Raw genomic sequence first — 17,367 nt, 5'->3', positions numbered from 1 at the left:
CGGACGTCGAGGAGCACGCTCCCGCGGCGCGCGGAGCGCGGCGGCGAGGCGCTCACGCAGCTGCGCGCCCGGGTCCCTTGCGCTCCGCTCGCGGCTGCTGCGATCCTGCGCGGCGCACGCTCGCCCGGGCGCGCCGCGGAGCGGCCCGAGGCGACGATCGCGTTCCGTCATGCTTCGGGGGTAGAGGTTCGATCGCATGGAATGTCCCGCTTGCCATCAGCCAAACATCGATGGGGCGCGCTTCTGCGCCACGTGCGGCGCGCTCCTCCCTGTCGCGCCGGTGGACGCAGACCCGCTCATCGGCGCCATCGTCGGCGGCCGGTTCCGCATCATCGGCGTGCTCGGCGAGGGCGGGATGGGCCGCGTCTACAACGGCGAGCAGCCGATGGGCACGTCGGTGCGGAAGGTCGCCATCAAGACGCTCCTCTCGCAGCACGCGAAGGATCCGCAGGTGGTCGCGCGCTTCATGCGGGAGTGCGGCACGGTCAGCGAGCTCGAGCACCCGAACACCATCAAGGTGTACGACTTCGGGCAGACGAACACCGGGGAGCTCTACATCGCGATGGAGCTCCTCAACGGACAGTCGCTGGAGACGGCGCTCGAGCGGGGCGGCGCGCTCTCTCCCGAGCGCGTCGATCGCATCATCGCGCAGACGTGCGGGTCGCTCCAGGAGGCCCATGAGAAGGGGATCGTCCACCGCGACCTGAAGCCCGCCAACATCTTCTTGACCAGGCGCGCCGGCGAGGAGGACTACGTCAAGGTCCTCGACTTCGGCATCGCGAAGCGCGACGAGCGCAGCGCGAAGGCCGAGCAGAAGCTGACACAGCAGGGGACGGTGCTCGGCACCCCGCCGTACATGAGCCCGGAGCAGTTCACGGGGACCGAGCTCGACGCGCGGAGCGACGTCTACTCGCTCGGCGTGCTGACCTACGAGATGCTCACCGGGCGCCTGCCGTTCGACGCCGACACGCCGTGGGCATGGGCGACGCAGCACATGACGGCGCAGCCGTTCCCGTTCGAGGCGGTGCCGATGGGCGCCGCGGCCCCGCCGAAGATGAAGGCGGCCGTCATGAGGGCCCTCAGCAAGCGGCGCGAGGACCGGCAGCAGTCGGCGCGGGAGTTCTACGAGGATCTCACGATCGGCGCGGGCGCCCGCCTCTCGGTGCTCGCGGCGGCGCCGCGCACCCTCGTCGGGAGCGAGGCGCCGACCAGCGGGACAGCGCTGATGCCGTCGCGCTCGGGTCAGACGCAGCTCGGGGAGCCGCTGTTCGTCGCGGGACCGCCCACGGGCTCGGGGCCGGTGAGGACCGTCGTCAACCATCAGGCCCATCAGGCCGCGACGGTCATGGATCAGGCTGTCGTGCCGGCGCACCCGGCCGTGCCCACGGGCAGCGGCCAGGTGTTCCCCGCGCCGCCGCCGGCGCCGCAGAAGAGCAAGGCAGCTCCGATCCTCGCCGCGGTCGCGGCCGTCGCGGTGCTCGGCGTCGTGGGCATCGTCATGATGACGAAGGGGAGCGGCGGGAGCACGACGGAGGAGAGCACGTCAACAGCGATCCCGCTGCCCACGGGCGCGCCGTCGGTCACCGTGGCGTCGGATCCCGTGGGCACGCCCACGAGCACGCCCACGACCACGACCACCCTGGAGCCTCCCCCGCCCGAGCCCACCGGCCCGGACAAGGCGCCTCCGGACACCCCGAAGAACACGCCGACGCCGACGACCCCGACCCCGACCACCGGGCCCAAGGCCCCGCCGCCCGGCAACGAGAAGGCGGAGCAGGAGTGCAGGGCCGCGATCAACCTGGCGAACGGCGGCAACACGGATCTCGCGGTGAAGCGCTTCGCGTCCTGCGATGGCCCCAAGAAGGCCGAGGCGAGGGCCGCCATCGGCGCGAGCGCCAAGCGGGCGGTCGCGTCCAAGGGGTGCGCGGCGAAGTCCCACGCCCTGGCCGCCGCGCGGATCGGGGCGGGCGAGGCGATGTCCCAGCTGCCAGCGCAATGTCGATGAAGGAGGTGGGCCGGATCGGGCACAACGTTCAGCGGGTCCGGGCTGTTCCAGGCTTGCCTTGACGCCCGATTTTGACCGGTGCTAGATCCTGCCCCGACAGTTCTGAAAGTTCACTGCACGCCGCGCCCTGGCTTTGTTTGGTCGGCGCTTGACTTTGGAACATGGGGGAGAAGGTCGCTCACGGGAAATGGGCAGTAAGATTCGTTTGGCCGCGCCTCGAATGAGCTGGCGCGACATATGTCGATCCAAAGAGTTCGCTGGGCGATGGATCGCCCTTGACAATGTCAAATACGTTCAGGGCTGTTCCCAGCCGGCCGAAGCCGACGTTGTGGACGCCGACGATGACCTGGCCGACTTATGCGCGAGGATGCGCGAGGCCGACCGCACGGCATGTGCGATCCTCTTCGTCGAGGACGACGCCGGAGTACCTGCGCGGGTCCAGCGACTGCCGCAGCTTTGGCGCCGCGTCGCGCATCACTGATCCGCCGGAACATCCTCACCCGCCCAGTCCAGCCGTCTGACGAGGCGAGCGCCCTCGGGAGCGTCTCCGCCAGCGCGGTGTGCAGGCTCGTGGGATACGGGCTCAGCCGCTAGGCAGGCGAGTGAGGCGTACGAAAGTACGCCTCAGCGAGCCGAACGACGCGGCTGAGCTCGTGTCGCGCGTCGGCCCCCGCCTCGGACGTCGCGCCCGCCCTGCCGCCAGCCGCTCTTCGGCTACTTGAGGATCGGCTTCAGCAGGGTCTTGCCGTCCTTGACGACGACATCGTAGTCGACGGACTTGGCCGGGTTCGTCGCCCGCAGCTTCGCTGCCTGCGCGCGGAGGCTCTCGGCCAGGCGCTCGTAGGTGACGCCGGCCGTCGACTCACGCGCGGCGCGCTTTGTCTCGACGTACTTCGCGTAGATCTGACGCAGCCGCTGCTCCGGGAGCTCGTCGTCGCGCGCAGCAGATCGCTGCGGGGGCGCGGGTCGCGCGCGCACCGCGGCGTCGAGGCCGGCGCGCGCGGCCTCCGGGGGGCGCGACGGCGTCCGCGGCGCCGTCTGCCGAGCGCCGCCCGCCGCGCCGGTCTCCGCGGCAGGCGGCGCGGTGGAGCGACGGCGCCGGGCCGACGGCGGGCGCTCCGAGTGGACGCGCTCCTGCCGCTTCGCTCCGGCGCCCTTCGCTTCGCCCGCCGTGGCGGCGGCAGCGACCGCTGGGGCTTCGGCCGGAGCGCCAGGAGAAGGCTTGACGGGGCTCGGGGGCGGCGGTCGCTTCGGAGCAGGCGGGGGCTCGGACGCGACGTCCGTCAACGCGTCTGGAAGCCCGGCCGCGGCCTTCGCCGCGTCGCCGGTCTTGGTGCGCTGAGCGCGCATCTCCGCCGCGAGCTCGGCGAGCCGCTGACGGCTGCTCGCGCCCGCCGCAGGCTGGGCCTTGTCGGCGGCAGGGCGCGCCGGCGACTTCGCGCCTGCTGGCGAGGCCTCGGCCGGCTTCGCCTCTGCCGCCTTGCTCTCCGCCGGCTTCTGCTGGGGCCTGGTCAGGCCGAGCCCTCGGGGCAGCCCTCCCAGCGGCGCGGGCTTCACGGCCGCGGCGGCCTGCGGCATGGCAGGCGGCGCGAGCGCAGGGCGCACCGGCGCGCTGGCGGGCGCCGCGCTCGACGCCTCCGGTGCGGTCGGCGGCGCGACCGCGGCGCGAGGCGCGACCTCCTCGACGGCCAGCGCGGCCAGCGATCGCTTTCCCAAGAGCGACGCGGCGGGCAAGGGCGGGGGCGCCAGCGTGACCGCCTCGTCGTCGACGTCGATCGCCTCGAGATCGCCGCCTTCATCGGCGCGGTGGACCGGCTCGCGCGCCGTCTCCTGCTGCTCGGCGAGCTCCGCGTAGCGCTCTGCCCGCTTGCGGCCGACGACCGTGAGCGCTTCCTTCGCCCCGACCCGCTTCGCTGCGCGGATGACGTCGCGGCGGTACGTGCCGTTCTCGATCTCGCGCGAGATGCGGCCCCAGTACTGCTGGAACGTGTTGTAGCGCTGGATCAGCATCTGGAACTTGAACCGGAGCCCGGTGTTCCTGATCTGCTCCCGCCGCATCACCCAGATGCGACGCTCGACGTCCTTGCGCGGGATGAGCGGCTCCAGCCGTTCGATCCCCATGAAATACTGCTCGTAGAGCGCGCGCAGCCGCTCGATGCGCGTCTCCAGCTCCTCGAGCTCCCGCTCGACCTCACCCGATTCCATCGCGGCTAGAGGGGCGTGATGCGCAGGTTGTCGAAGCAGACCGGCGCATCCCATGCGTTGAAGCCCATGTGCTCGTGCCCTGGACCGGAGAGCGGAGCAGGGTCGCTGAGCTCCAGGTACTCGACGTCGTTCACCGACCAGGAGAGGGTCCTGCCGTCACGACGCTCTATCCGGAAGCGATACGGTTGCCCCGGCGCGACCGGCCGCGCGCGGTCGTCGTCGCTGTCCGGATCCACGTCGATCTCCAGCCGTTCGGCGCTGTGCTCGTCGAGGCGCGCGAGCACGTGCTTCGTGTTCTTCCATCCCCCGAGGATCACGAGGTAGCTCGTCGCGTTCGTGTAGCTCGCCGCCGTCGCCCCGCTCCGACCGTCTCCCCAGAGCTCGGCCTTGAGATCGCCGTCCGGGGCCTCGGCGATGGCGTCGAACTCGATCCGGGCGTTCTCCGGCAGCGGCCGCTTCAACCACACGCCGCGGTTCCTCGCGGCGCGCACGCAGAGCCGCCCCTCGTCGATGGTCCACTTGGAGCTCAAGGCGTTCCAGTCGGCGCCGAGCGCCGGCCGGTTGAAGTCGTCCTCGAACACGCCCGCCCCCTGCGCTCCCGGAGCGGCGCCCGCGGTCGGCGAGGAGACCGACGACGCGACCGTCCCGGCTGGCCGCGCGCTCGCGTCCCCCGTGGCCGGCCCTTCGGGAACACACGCCGCGCTCACGAGCAGTCCAGGCACTGCGAAGACCCCGACGGTGGCACGGCCAGAGAGCACGGAATCGATGCTAGCAGCGGCGCGCGCGGACTTCGAGAGCCGCTTCGCGGGCGCCGTCGACAGAATGGAGAGAACGTCGCGCTGCGCTGACGGCCCGGGCACATCGCGATCGCCCGGCGCGGTTGGACCAGCGTCAGCGAACGCCTTGGCTCGCTGCGTCATGCGCGAGAGACGATGCTTGATGGTCCCCAAGCCCAGGCGTAAGGAGAGGCGCCATGCATCCCATCCTGTTCCGCGTCCCGCTGCCCGCCTGGACCGTGCCCCTGCTCTGGGTCTTCCTGATCGCTGCGGGCATCGCTTTCGCGGGCGCGATCGGGCTGCTCATCGCGAAGAACAAGCCAGGCGCGACGGCCGCGGGCATCGCAGGCGTCGCGCTCGCGGCGATCGCCTCCCAGGTCAAGGAGCAGACCTACACCCTGGGTCCGCTGCCCATCTACAGCTACGGTGTCATGCTCGGGCTCTCGCTCGTGGTCGGCTGGTACCTGACGCTCGGGCTCTCGGAGCGCGACGGCCTGCCGAAGGAGACGATGGCCAACTGCTACGTCGTCACCGCCGCCGCCGCGGTCGTCGGGTCGCGCGTGCTCTACATCCTCACGAACCTCGACGAGTTCGACTCGTTCGGCGCGATGTTCGACATCCGCCGCGGCGGGCTGGTGGCGTACGGCGGCTTCCTCGGCGGCTTCCTGGGCTCGTACCTGTTCCTGCGCTCCCATCGCATCCCGCTGCTCCCCTGGGCCGACGTCGCCGTCCCGAGCCTCGCCTCGGGCCTGATGATCACGCGCATCGGGTGTTACCTGTTCGGCTGCGACTTCGGCCGGCCGCTCGGCGAGACGGCGCCCGCCTGGCTGAAGAAGCTCGGCACGTTCCCGCGCTGGGCCGAGGGCACGCTGGACCACGGCAGCGGGTCCCCGGCGTGGGTGCAGCACGTCAAGGAGCGCGGGCTGGATCCGAGCTCCGAGGCGTCGCTCGCCGTGCACCCGACGCAGATCTACGAGGCGCTCGTCGGCGCAGGGCTGCTCGCGCTCCTGCTCCTCGCGCGCCGCCGGCAGAAGTTCCGTGGCGAGATCTTCCTCATCTTCACGTTCTCCTACGGCGTCTGCCGCTACCTGCTCGAGCTCCTCCGCGACGACGCGGAGCGCGGCTCGATCCCGCCGTCGCTCCCGGAGCACGTGTTGCTCCCGGCCGGCCTCGTGATCTTCGCCGTGGGGTACACGATCGGGTTCTCCCACCTCCTCCGCGACAACACGGTGCGCAAGGTGACGCAGGTGCTCTCCTTCGTCCCCGCGGTCGCCCTGTACCTGGCCCTCAGGCCCGAGACGTTCGCCGCCTCCGCGACCCTCCAGTACTCAACCTCCCAGGCCGTCGCGCTGGCGACCGGGCTCGCCGCGTCGATCGCGTTCGCGGTCTATTACAAGGCCGCCCTGGACCACCCGGAGCAGGCGATGGCGCTCAGCCTCCCGGACAGCCCCGCCGCGGCCGCCGACAGGCAAGCCGATGGCGACGACGAGGACCAGGACGACGAGGACGAGGACGACGCGCCGAGAAGGAAGCGGAGCGCGCCGCCGAAGGCCGGCGACGCGCCGCCGCGGGCCAAGCGCGGCAGCGCAAAGGACGAGGGCCGGGCGACGGCCCGCGAAACCGGCGCCGCCGAGGCGCCCGACACCACCGGAGAGGCATAGACCGTGAAGATCGCATTCGGAGAGGGCAAGCTCGTACCGGCCGTCGTGCAGGATCGGCTGACCGGGCAGGTCCGGATGCTCGCGTACATGACGCGGGAGTCGCTCGCCAGGACGCTCGAGACGGGGCGCGCCACCTTCTTCAGCCGATCGCGCGGCGAGCTCTGGGAGAAGGGGGCGACGAGCGGCAACACGCTCGCGGTGACGAGCGTCCACGCCGACTGCGACGGGGATGCGCTCCTGATCCTCGCGGAGCCCCGCGGCCCGACGTGCCACACGGGGAGCGCGAGCTGCTTCTTCCGGCAGGTCGATGCCCGCGGCGACGGGGAGCCCGAGGCCGCCGACGAGGGGCAGGACGCGTCCGCGCTGCTCGAGTCCCTCGAGCGCGAGCTCGAGGCGCGCAAAACGTCGTCGGCGACGAAGAGCTACACCCGGAAGCTGCTCGACGGAGGCGCGCCGCTCATCGGCGCAAAGCTCCGCGAGGAAGCCGGCGAGCTGGCCCAGGCGATCGCCGGGGAGAGCGACGAGCGCGTCGCGTCCGAAGCGGCGGACGTCATCTACCACCTGCTGGTCGGCCTCGCGTCGCGCGGCGTCCCGCTGCGCGCGGTGCTCTCGGCGCTCGCGTCGCGCATGGGCACGAGCGGCCTCGTCGAGAAGGCGTCGCGGGCACAGAAGGACAGCCCGGGGAAGCCGTGATGCGCTGCGCGCCGCTGCCTCGATGTGGCGGCGGCTCACGCTTCGTGCTCCGTCGCGCCGCGCTGTCCGCGGCGCTGCGCTGTCAGCAGCCGCAGAGCCCGTCGTAGACGGACGAAGCCCTGCCATCGCAACCGGGCTGCCGGTCAGGATCACCCCGAGGGCGGCGGCGCCCGCGAGAGCGAGGCGGCAGACGGCGAGGCTTCGCCGCCGCAGCTGCGCGCCGGCCCCCGCCCTCCGTGAGGGCGGCGGATGGGCTATTCTGGATGGATGAGCCCGTTCCGTGAGCCGCCCGGCATCGAACTCGGCCCGCTGGAGGTCGGCCTCGGGCGCGCGGCGCGGCGGGCCATGGTGGGCCTCATCCCGAGCGGAGGGCGGCTCATCGCGCCGGACGGCTACGCGCGGACCCTCCACGGCGAAGGCGGCCCCTGGCGCGGCCGCTCGCACACCGCGGGCGCGCTGGGCTCCCTGGGGCTCTTGCTGGCGTCGGCCTGCGCCTTCGTCGCGGCGACCGGCGGCTTTCAGCTGCACGGCCTCGAGGCCACGGCGGTGACGGTCGCGCTGGTGATCGCGGGCGGGGTCTCGCTGGCCGCGGTGCTGCGCGCCATCGATGCGCCGCGCGAACGGCTCACCGTGCACGGCGCAGTGGTCGGCAGGGCGGCGAGGCGCGCGCTCCGCAGGGCAGGGCGCCTCGCGCGCCACGCGGAGCGCGCGCCGGACAGGTTCGGCCCTCGCCGCGTCACCGCGCTGCGCAAGACGCTATCCATGCTCGCGGATCCGCTCATCGCGGACTGGATCCCCGCGGACGTGCGCGGCCGCGCCGAGCTCCTCCTCGCCCGCGCCATCGCCGCGAGCGTCGGCGCGCGCTGGGCGCGCGAGGCCAGCGTCCGGACCGAGGTCCGGGCGCTGCTGCTCGCCGCATCCGATCACCTGATCGAGCCGACGCCGGCCCGGCTGGACCTGCTCGTGCTGGCAGAGCACACCGAGCCCGCCCCGACGCCGCGCGATGCACGTTGGCCGCAGCGCGTGACCGCTGCGGCGCAGATCCGCTGCGGGACGCCGTCGCCCCCTGTCCCCTCCGACGCCGTCGCCGAGGACGCCGCGGCGGGGGTCGATCTCGACGCGACCGATTCCTCCGGCGAGGCGATCGATCGTGCTAGGGTGCGCTGCTGAAGGGCGCGTCGCCGACGCCTCGGGAGGCTTCGGCGGCGTTGCAGGAACCCCGTGAATCCACCTCGATTCCGGAGCTCTTCACGCTCCCGGGCCATCCCCCTGCCCCCTGCGCTCGGCCGCGCCCACCTCGCGCTCTGGTGCGCGTTGCTCCTGGGGACGTGCCCGAGGCGCGCGCTCGGGCAAGGCGCGGTGGCCGCCGCCGACGCAGAAGCGACGGCGCAGGATCGAGCGCCGCGCGCTGCTGCGCCCCCCCACGCGGCGGCGCTGTCGCGCGGCGCGGCGCTCCAGGAGAGGCATCGCGTCCGGTACACCCTCGACGGCATCGAGATCCGAGGCAACGTGCGCACCGCCGCGCGCGTGATCCTCCGCTACGTCAGGTTCCGCGCGGGGGACCTGCTCGACGTCGAGGATCCGGAGATCGAGCTCACGCGCTACCGCCTCCTCGGGACCGGGTTCTTCTCCTCGGTCGGGTTCTCGCTCCGCAAGGGGGTCGAGCGCGGGAGCGCGACGCTCGTGATCGACGTCGTCGAGCGCAACACGTTCGTCGTGCAGGACCTCTGGCTCGGCATCGCGGCCGACGAGGACACCGCGGGCAACGCGAAGCCGCTCTCCGCGTTCACCGGCGTGCAGGTCGCCGAGACCAACCTCGCCGGCACGGGGATCACGCTCGGCGCCGGCGTCGGGCTCGCGGCCGACCAGCTCGCGCTGAGGACCCGCTTCGTCGACCCCGCGTTCGTCGGGACCCGCTGGTCGGCCGCGGTGACGGTGCTCTACAACGACGCGCGTGACTTCTTCGGCAACCGGGACGTCGTCTTCGAGTCCCCGTTGCTCGAGCAGCGCGAGGTCACGGGCTACGCCGTCGTCGCCTACAAGCGGTTCGGCGCGACGCTCGGCACAGGTCACGACGTCTCCTCCTCCTCGCGGCTGTCGCTCGACTACCACCTGGAGCAGATCGACGCGACCGTGCCCACGGTCGCCTCGCACATGCGCGGCGACAGCCGCGAGCCCATCGCGTTCGACATCCTGGGCGGCAAGACGGTGCTCTCGTCGCTGCACGCCGCGATCGATCACGACACGCGCGACGCGCCCTTCCTCGCGACGCAGGGCACGCTCGCGTCGGTCTCGGTCACGGTGGGCGTACCGCCGTTCGGCAGCGACTACGGCTACCAGAAGCTCGAGTTCGGCGCGCAGCGCTGGTTCCGCCTGCCGCTGCGGCACGTGCTCCGCCTCGAGGCGTTCGCCGGCGCGATAGCCGGGGACGCGCCTTTCTTCGAGAAATTCTACGTCGGCGATCTCACCGACCTCCTGCCGGATCGGCTGCTCGATCTCGCGCCCGATCGGAGGCAACCGCCGAACTTCCTCAGCACGGACATCATCGAGGTCCGGTACGGAGACTTCGCCGCGAAGCTGGAGGCGGAGTACCGGATCCCGGTCTACGCCGGCCGCGGATCCATCTACGGCGTCGATCTCTTCGGCGCCGTGGGCCTGTACGGCCTCGCGACGCGCCGCGAGTTCACCGACGCGCCGACCGGATACGAGGGCTTCGCCCGCGTGCCCGTTGACGTCACCTACAACCTCGGTCTGCGGGTCGACACGGCGGTCGGCGGGGTGACGCTCGCGTTCTCGAACCTGCTCGGGCTGATCCCGGCGCGGCGCGGTGCGCGGAAATGATCTGCTCGATCTGCTCCAATGCACACGCACATCGCGGACCGAAGCGCGCGACGCGCGATGCGCGGCGCGCGGGCGGCGGCCGCCGTGCCTGGCACCTCCGAGAGGCGCGGCGAGCGCTCGTGGCGCTCGGCCGCGGAGCGGCGCGCTGGCTCGGGATCGCGCTGCTCGCGACGCTCGCCCTCCGGGCGAGCTGGTCGATGGCCCAGGAGGGGCCGGGGCCCAAGGAGATCGCCGACGCGGACGCGCAGCAGGCGCTCGGCGCGCCGGCCGCGCTGCCCACCCGGGTGGCGAGCTTGACGCTCGACAAGACGATCGTTCAGCTCACCGTGGGCTTCCGCGACGTCGTCGACGGCGAGATCTCGAAGAAGCTGCTCAGCGGGCTCCCCACCGTCATCACGATGCGCGGCTACCTCTTTCACGAGAGCGGAGGCAACCCTGTCGCGCTCGCCGCCAAGAGCTGCCGGATCGTCTACGACCTCTGGGATGAGGTGTTCCGGATCCAGCTGATCCAGGCCGGAGGTCAGTCGAGCACGGTCGCGATCAACGTCGAGGGCGTGCTCCGCAACTGCGCCGAGGCCCGGCGGCTGCCGCTCGTGGAGCGGTCGCTCGTCCGCGACGGCAGCCGCTATTTCGTCGCCGTGCTGGTCGAGGTGAACCCCATGAGCGCCGAGATGCTCGATCGCATCAAGCGGTGGGTGACCCGGCCGCCCGGCTCGACGGCGATCGGGCCGGGCGACTCGCTGTTCGGCTCCTTCGTCGGCCTGTTCGTGACGCGCATCGGCAACGCCGACCGGAGGCTCGCCTTCCGCACGCAGCCCTTTTTACCGCCGGTGCCGCCGCCCAGCCCGCCTCCTCCTCCCCAGAGGTCTCCCGGCCGCTGAGCCACGCGCGGCGGCCTCGCTCGACGTCACGCCCCTCGCCCGCCGGGCGGCGCGTCGGTCTACACTCGTCGCGCGGACGCGCTGTTCGTGTCGGCTCCACCCCCATGCGCCTCTTTCCCATCGCGCTCGATCTCAACGGCCAGCGGGCGCTCGTCATCGGCGCGGACGGCGACGCGCCGTACACGGTGGAGCGCCTCCTGTCGGCGGGCGCTCGCGTCACCGTCGTCGCGCCAGGGCAGGTCGACGGGTCCATCGAGCAAGCCAGCCGGGAGGGGCGGCTTGATCTGCACCGGCGAGCATTCCTCGAGGCCGACCTCGCCGGGGCGGCGATCGTGTTCCTCGTGCCGGGCGACGAGGCGCTCTCGCGGCGCCTCCACGGCGAGCTCGCGGGCGCCGGGCGCCTCGTCTGCACGCTGGATCGCCCGGAGGTGTCGAACTTCGTCAATCCTTCGGTGGTCTCTGCCTCCGGACTGACGATGAGCTTCAGCAGCCATGGCGTCAGCCCTGGAACGATACGGCGCATCCGGGAGGACCTCGGCGCCCTCTTCTCGGATCCTCGGTTCGCCCGCTACATCGAGGCGCTGCGCAGGCTCCGCGAGAGCCTCCCTCGGGGCCCCGAGCGGGCCGCGCGCATGCGCCGGGCGACCCTGGGCTTCGGGCTGGAGGCGAGGCTCCGGTTCCCTGCGTGGCTGGAGCGGGGCGGCGAGCCTTGATGTCCGAAGAGGCCGCGCCGGAGCGGCGGGGGCGCCGCGGGGGCGCGGGCCTTGGCGCGGGCCTCGGCGCGGGCCTCGGTCAAGACGCGCGCGCCCCCGGATGAACGCGAAACCCCTTGTGTGGAGCGGCCTTCAAGGCTTAAGTGGGCGCCCACGCGACACTATCCGCGGAGGAGGGCTTACGGTATGCGTTCACGATCGGGCCGGCTGACGATGTTGACCTCGGCGGCGATGGTCTCTGGGCTCCTGACGCTGACGAGCGTCAGTCCGGCATCTGCGCAGACGGATGCCAAGCCGGCAGCGCCCCCGGCAGGTAAGCCGGCCGCTGCGGCGGCTCCTGCGAAGCCAGCCGCACTTGCGGCGCAAGCGCCCACCCCCGCTGCCACGCCGCCCGCGGCCGGCGCGACACCTCCCGCGGCCGGCGCGACGCCGCCCGCGGCCGGGACGCCCGCCGCGGCTCCCGCGAAGGCCGGTGAGCCCACGACGAAGGTGACCACCACCAAGCCGAAGAAGGCGCTGACCGAGAAGCAGAAGAAGGACGAGGCGAAGAAGCTCTACAAGGAGGCCGAGGCCAGGTTCGACAAGGGCGAGTACGCCGTCGCGGCCGACCTGTACCGCCAGGCGGACGAGCACGTGCCCGGCGCCGCACCGAAGTACAAGCTCGCCCTCTCGCTCGACAAGCAGGGCCTCGTCACCGAGGCCGTCGCGGCCTGGCAGGCGTTCCTCGATTCGAAGCCGGACGCCGAGAAGTTCAAGGAGAAGATCGCCGAGGGTCAGGCGCGCGTCGAGGCCCTGAAGAAGACGCCGGCGAAGGTGAAGGTCGCGACCGTCCCGGAGGCGCCGCCTGGCCTCAAGGTCGCGGTCGACGGCGTGGCCCAGACCGGCAAGGAGCTCTCGGTCCCGCCCGGCAAGCACACCCTCACCGTCTCCGCCGAGGGGTTCGCCGACGCGAGCCAGGAGCTCGAGGTCACCTTCGCCGAGGCGCGCGAGGTCAACGTCACGCTGACGCCGCAGGCGCCGGCGCCGGTCGCTGCGACGCCGGCCCAGCCCCCCACCCCGCCGCCGCCCGCCGACGTGCCGCCCGCGCAGCCGCCGCCGCCGGCGGCGCCGATCGAGCCGCGCTCTCCGGTGCCGGCCTACGTCACCCTCGGGCTCGCCGGCGCCGGTGTGGTGGTCGGGACGATCTTCGGCATCCAGGCGCTCGGCGCGAAGAGCGACTTCGATGACGCCCCGACGACCAAGACCGCGGACAAGGTCGATCGCTTCGCGCTCATCGCGGACATGTCCTTCGCGGTGGCGCTCACGTTCGGCGTCACCGGCGCGGTCCTGCTCCTCAGCGACGACCCGGCCGAGGCGAAGGCCGCAGCGTCGAGCGTGACGAAGAAGGCGTTCGTCACTCCGTTCGTCAGCCCGACAGGCGGCGGCGCCGCCGCGCGGTTTACCTTCTAAGGGGACTACTATGTGGAAGAAACAGCACCTTCTCGCGATGGCGCTCTGCGCTGGCGCGCTCTCGACGCTCGGGATGGGCTGCGAGCTCATCGCCTCGGTCGATCGTTCGCGCATCCCGGGGGACGAGGACGTCCCCAACGACGGATGTTCTGACGGCACGAAGAACAACGAAGAGACCGACGTCGACTGCGGCGGTTCCATCTGCCCGAAGTGCGAAGCCGCCAAGGCGTGCACCGCAGCCGCCGACTGCGCGAGCGGCTTCTGCGCCGACGACGTCTGCTGCGACGCCGCCTGCGACGCGGAGTGTGACGCCTGCACCGCCGCGCTCAAGGCGTCGGGCGACGACGGCGCGTGCGGCCCCGCGAAGGCCGAGACCGAGTGCGGCGAGCCGACGTGCTCCGAGGGCGTCGAGACGAGCCGCGGCACCTGCGACGGGGAGAGCGTGGACTGCGGGCCCGGCGAGGAGAAGGCGTGCGAGGAGTTCGCGTGCGATGAGGCGGCCAACGCCTGCTTCACCGAGTGCACGGAGGACGCGCATTGCTCGAAGTGCCACGAGTGCGCAGACGGCGCCTGCGTGCTGGCCGCGGCCGGTACGGAGGATCTGGGCTGCGACGAGGGCCAGGCGTGCGACGCCGCGGGCGAGTGCAAGCCCGCGAACGGCGTGGAGTGCACGGAAGCGAGCGAGTGCGCCACCGGGCTCTGCGTCGACGGCGTCTGCTGCGACACCGCCTGCGACACGGCGTGCATGGCCTGCAATGTGAAGGATCTGGCGGGCACGTGCTCGAACATCCCGCTCGGCGGCGAGGACGCGGCGGACTGCAGCGGCATCAACGTGTGCGATGGCAAGGGCGCTTGCAAGCTGGTGGGTGGCGAGGAGTGCACCACCAACGAGCAGTGCGCGAGCGGCAAGTGCCTCCCCAGCCCCCTCTTCAGGTGCGAGGAGATCCCGGAGACGCCTTGAGCTCTCTCCGGCTCCCGCCGGGCTCCCCAGGGAGCCCGGCGGAGCTCACGCCTCGAACGTCCCTCTCACACGCGCGCTGATCTCTCCTGCCCCGGCGCTCGAAGGCGGGCCCAGCACCGTCATCGACTCGGCTTCTCCCTCGAACAGTCCGCCGTCCCCGAGCTCGTCCTCCGCGGCTTCCGCCTCGTAGGCAGGCACCATCGCGGCCTCTTCCCAGCGGCTCTTGAGCCGCTCCGCGAGCTTCGCGAGCAGCTCCCGCGTCGTCTCCCGGTCCGTGGCGGAGAGGACCACCGCGTCCGGGTGCCCGAGGAGCAGCCGACGCCCCTCCGCCGGGGCGATCAGGTCCGCCTTGTTGAACACCACGATGCGGGGGATGCCGATGAGATCGAGCTCGGTCAGCAGCGCCTCGGTCGTCTCGATGTGCTGGTCGCGCGCGGGATCGCTCGCGTCCACGACGTGGAGCAGGAGGTCGGCGTCGGCGGCCTCCTCGAACGTCGCCCGGAAGGCCGCGAACAGGTCCTTCGGCAGCTCCCGGATGAAGCCGACGGTGTCGGTGATCACCACCTCGCGCTCCTCGGGGAAGCGCAGCCGCCTCGAGCGCGTGTCGAGGGTCGCGAACAGCTTGTTCTCGGCGAGCACGTCGGCGCCGGTCAGCGTGTTCAGCAGCGTGCTCTTGCCGGCGTTCGTGTAGCCGACGATCGAGACCACCGGCACGCCGAGCCGGGCGCGGCGGCGGCGGCGCTGCTCGCGCTGGCGGGAGAGCCGCTTCAGCTGCGCCTCCAGGAAGCTGACGCGCTCCTTCGCGCGGCGGCGCCCGATCTCGAGCTTCGTCTCGCCCGGACCGCGCCCGCCGATGCCGCCCGTCAGGCGGGACAGGGAGTCGTCCTTCTGCCCGAGGCGAGGGAGCGTGTACTTCAGCTGGGCCAGCTCCACCTGGAGCTTGCCGTCCGACGACTCGGCCCGCTGGGCGAAGATGTCGAGGATGAGCTGCGTCCGGTCGAGCACCTTGAGATCCGTGTGCTTCGCGATCGCCGAGGCCTGGGAGGGGGTCAGATCCCGGTCGAAGACCAGCGTCTCCGCGTCGAGCTCCGAGGCGCGCAGCACGACCTCGTCCAGCTTGCCCTTGCCGAGCACGAGCCGCGGGTCGAGCCGATCGCGCAGCTGGAGGACCGTGTCCGCGACGTCGACGCCCGCGGTGCCGGCGAGCTCGGTCAGCTCGCGCAGGCTCTCCTCGGCCCGGGCGAGCGCGCCCGCCTTGGATTTCTCGGCGACGTGGACGAGGATCGCGCGGCCGTCCTTCGCCGCGACCGACCGCGTGCGCGAGCGCTTCGTGAACTCGTCCTCGAGCGCCTGGATGAGCGCGCCGAAATCGACGTCGGCGCGGCCGATCGCGACGGGGCCCACGGTCCGATACGGAAGCGCCGCCGCCCCGCGGCTGTCGCCGCGCCCCTCGGCCTCGTCCACGGTCACCGTGACCGCTTCCTTGCCGTGGACCGGCACGTTGTACGCGTAGTGGAGGGTCCGCGGCTCGCCCTGCGGGGTGAGCTGCACGGCCGCGACCAGGTCGAGCCGGAGGCGGACGAGATCCACGAGATCGTCCCGGGTGAGCGGCTCGTTGAAGAGGTGCGTGTGGACGAGCCGGAGCGCCCTGAAGCGGCCCTGCGCGGCGCGGAGGCGCCCGATGTCCGGCAGCATCAGCCGGGTCGCGTCGCCGACGATGACGTAGTCGATCTCGCCCGAGCGGTGCACCAGCGCGCCGACCTGGCGCCCCGTCTCATGCGACGCCTCGGCGAGCGCCTTGATGAGCTCGGGCGTGGCGATGCTGGCGAGCGGGACCTTGCGTCGGTAGATGCGCTCGAGGGTCTTGGTGGCCTGGGGGCTGAGTCCGGTGGTGTTTCCGTAGAGGGTGGGCATTCGATGATCGAAGGGGGATGTCGCTCCCGCTCACGATTTCATAACGCACGCGGGGCCGGTCCGCGACCAGGGGCGCCGCGGATCTTCGTGCGGAGCGCGCATTTTCTCGTCGCTCGTCCCCCTTCCGTCGCCTCCCTGTCCCTCCTCGCCTCCCGCTCGGCGCGCTCCTCCAGGTTCCTGTGGAGGCCGCGCGCGAGACGAGGCTACCCTGCGCCGCGATGGCCATCCTGACCCCCCTCTCGCTCGCGGATGCCCGCCGCATCGGCGCGCTCTACGGCCTGGAGATCGCCGACGTGCGCGGCCTGCTCGCCGGGAGCGTCAACTCCAACTTCGCGTTGACGCTCGCCGACGGCCGCGGACAGGTGTTCCTGCGGGTCTACGAGGAGCAGCAGCTCGGCGCGGCGTCACGCGAAGCGCGCATGCTCGAGCACCTCGCGGCCGGGGGCGTCGCCACCCCGCAGCCGCTCCGGCGCCGCGACGCGGCGCCCTCCGCGACGAACGCCGCGTCGGAGGGCGCCGCGTTCGTCGCGGAGCACGCTGGAAAGCCGGTCGCGCTGTTCCCGTGGGTCGGGGGAGCGTCGCTCTGCCAGGCGCGCGTCACGCCGGACGCGACCCGCCGCGTCGGCGCGGCCCTGGCGCGGGTGCACCTCGTCGGCGCCTCGTTCGAGGGGGCGAACGCCAGCCGGTTCGACCTCGACGGCCTCGACCAGCGGCTCCGGGGGCTCCGTTCCCCTGCGGGCGCGAGCTCGACGGCTCCCGCCCCGGCCCTCCCGCCCGACGTGGCCGCCGCCGTCGACGAGCTCACCGGCCGGCTCGAACGGATCCGCGCAGCGGCGCCGCGGACCCCCGGCCCCCAGACGCTGATCCATGGCGACCTCTTCCGCGACAACGTGCTCTGGGAGGCCGGCGAGATCTCGGCGCTGCTCGATTTCGAGAGCGCCTCGCGCGGGAGCGCCGCGTTCGACCTCGCCGTCACGATGCTCGCGTGGTGCTTCGGCGACGATCTCGACCCGGATCTCGTGTCCGCGCTCGCCGCCGGCTACACGGCGGTGCGGCCGCTCTCAACCGAGGAGCGCGACCGTTTGTTCCACGAGAGCGTGATCGCGGCGCTGAGGTTCTCCATCACGCGCATCACCGATTTCGAGCTCCGCCCGAAGGGCAGCGGTGTCTACAAGGACTTCCGGCGCTTCCTTGCACGGCAGCGGACGCTCGAGCGCCTCGGCCCGGAGGGGCTCCTCGCGCTGCTCGGCGTCTGATCCGCGTCGACT

The 17,367-nt window shown here is 72.4% G+C and carries 14 protein-coding genes; 11 read left to right on the top strand and 3 right to left on the bottom strand.

Features of this window, described 5'->3' with window-relative positions:
• Positions 1 to 196: 196 nt before the first annotated feature.
• Positions 197 to 2,005 (top strand): serine/threonine-protein kinase, encoded by a 1,809-nt coding sequence (locus WMF44_RS02310; protein ID WP_437297487.1) that lies wholly within the window; start codon positions 197 to 199, stop codon positions 2,003 to 2,005.
• A 187-nt stretch (positions 2,006 to 2,192) separates the two neighbouring features.
• Complete coding sequence (locus tag WMF44_RS02305) at positions 2,193 to 2,486, top strand: hypothetical protein (RefSeq protein ID WP_157906390.1); 294 nt, start codon at positions 2,193 to 2,195, stop codon at positions 2,484 to 2,486.
• Positions 2,487 to 2,719: 233 nt separating this feature from the next.
• Here WMF44_RS02305 and WMF44_RS02300 read toward each other — a convergent pair whose 3' ends face one another.
• Positions 2,720 to 4,210 carry an MXAN_5187 C-terminal domain-containing protein gene (locus WMF44_RS02300; protein WP_437297486.1) on the bottom strand — a complete coding sequence of 497 codons (1,491 nt, stop codon included), beginning with the start codon at positions 4,208 to 4,210 and terminating at the stop codon, positions 2,720 to 2,722.
• A 5-nt stretch (positions 4,211 to 4,215) separates the two neighbouring features.
• On the bottom strand, positions 4,216 to 4,968 hold the full coding sequence (locus WMF44_RS02295) for a hypothetical protein (RefSeq protein WP_437297485.1): 753 nt from the start codon (positions 4,966 to 4,968) through the stop codon (positions 4,216 to 4,218).
• A gap of 215 nt (positions 4,969 to 5,183) precedes the next feature.
• Between WMF44_RS02295 and WMF44_RS02290 the strand changes: the two genes are divergently transcribed.
• The 8 genes from WMF44_RS02290 (at position 5,184) to WMF44_RS02255 (ending at position 14,185) form a co-directional block, all read left to right on the top strand.
• On the top strand, positions 5,184 to 6,647 hold the full coding sequence (locus tag WMF44_RS02290; RefSeq protein WP_437297484.1) for a prolipoprotein diacylglyceryl transferase: 1,464 nt from the start codon (positions 5,184 to 5,186) through the stop codon (positions 6,645 to 6,647).
• A gap of 3 nt (positions 6,648 to 6,650) precedes the next feature.
• Positions 6,651 to 7,340: a bifunctional phosphoribosyl-AMP cyclohydrolase/phosphoribosyl-ATP diphosphatase HisIE gene (gene hisIE / locus WMF44_RS02285; RefSeq protein ID WP_437297483.1), complete on the top strand. Its 690-nt coding sequence runs from the start codon at positions 6,651 to 6,653 to the stop codon at positions 7,338 to 7,340.
• Between the two features lie 267 nt (positions 7,341 to 7,607).
• A complete protein-coding gene (locus WMF44_RS02280; protein ID WP_437297482.1) occupies positions 7,608 to 8,510 on the top strand; it encodes a hypothetical protein in 903 nt (300 codons plus the stop codon).
• Between the two features lie 51 nt (positions 8,511 to 8,561).
• On the top strand, positions 8,562 to 10,181 hold the full coding sequence (locus WMF44_RS02275; protein WP_437297481.1) for a BamA/TamA family outer membrane protein: 1,620 nt from the start codon (positions 8,562 to 8,564) through the stop codon (positions 10,179 to 10,181).
• Between the two features lie 119 nt (positions 10,182 to 10,300).
• A complete protein-coding gene (locus tag WMF44_RS02270) occupies positions 10,301 to 11,062 on the top strand; it encodes a hypothetical protein (RefSeq protein WP_437297480.1) in 762 nt (253 codons plus the stop codon).
• Between the two features lie 104 nt (positions 11,063 to 11,166).
• Entirely contained in the window at positions 11,167 to 11,775 is a 609-nt protein-coding gene (locus tag WMF44_RS02265; RefSeq protein ID WP_437297479.1) for a precorrin-2 dehydrogenase/sirohydrochlorin ferrochelatase family protein, read from the top strand.
• Between the two features lie 186 nt (positions 11,776 to 11,961).
• Positions 11,962 to 13,224, top strand: coding sequence for a PEGA domain-containing protein (locus WMF44_RS02260; RefSeq protein ID WP_437297478.1), 1,263 nt, complete (start codon positions 11,962 to 11,964; stop codon positions 13,222 to 13,224).
• Between the two features lie 10 nt (positions 13,225 to 13,234).
• Positions 13,235 to 14,185 carry a hypothetical protein gene (locus tag WMF44_RS02255; RefSeq protein ID WP_437297477.1) on the top strand — a complete coding sequence of 317 codons (951 nt, stop codon included), beginning with the start codon at positions 13,235 to 13,237 and terminating at the stop codon, positions 14,183 to 14,185.
• A 45-nt stretch (positions 14,186 to 14,230) separates the two neighbouring features.
• Here WMF44_RS02255 and hflX read toward each other — a convergent pair whose 3' ends face one another.
• Positions 14,231 to 16,099: a GTPase HflX gene (hflX, locus tag WMF44_RS02250; protein WP_437297476.1), complete on the bottom strand. Its 1,869-nt coding sequence runs from the start codon at positions 16,097 to 16,099 to the stop codon at positions 14,231 to 14,233.
• A 218-nt stretch (positions 16,100 to 16,317) separates the two neighbouring features.
• Here hflX and WMF44_RS02245 point away from each other — a divergent pair, with 218 nt between their 5' ends.
• A complete protein-coding gene (locus tag WMF44_RS02245) occupies positions 16,318 to 17,355 on the top strand; it encodes a homoserine kinase (protein WP_437297475.1) in 1,038 nt (345 codons plus the stop codon).
• The last annotated feature ends 12 nt before the right edge of the window (positions 17,356 to 17,367 follow it).

This window comes from Sorangium sp. So ce426 (assembly GCF_051475585.1).
GTDB classification, from domain to species: Bacteria; Myxococcota_A; Polyangia; order Polyangiales; family Polyangiaceae; genus Sorangium; species Sorangium cellulosum_B.
This window is presented reverse-complemented; position numbering and strand designations above follow the sequence as displayed.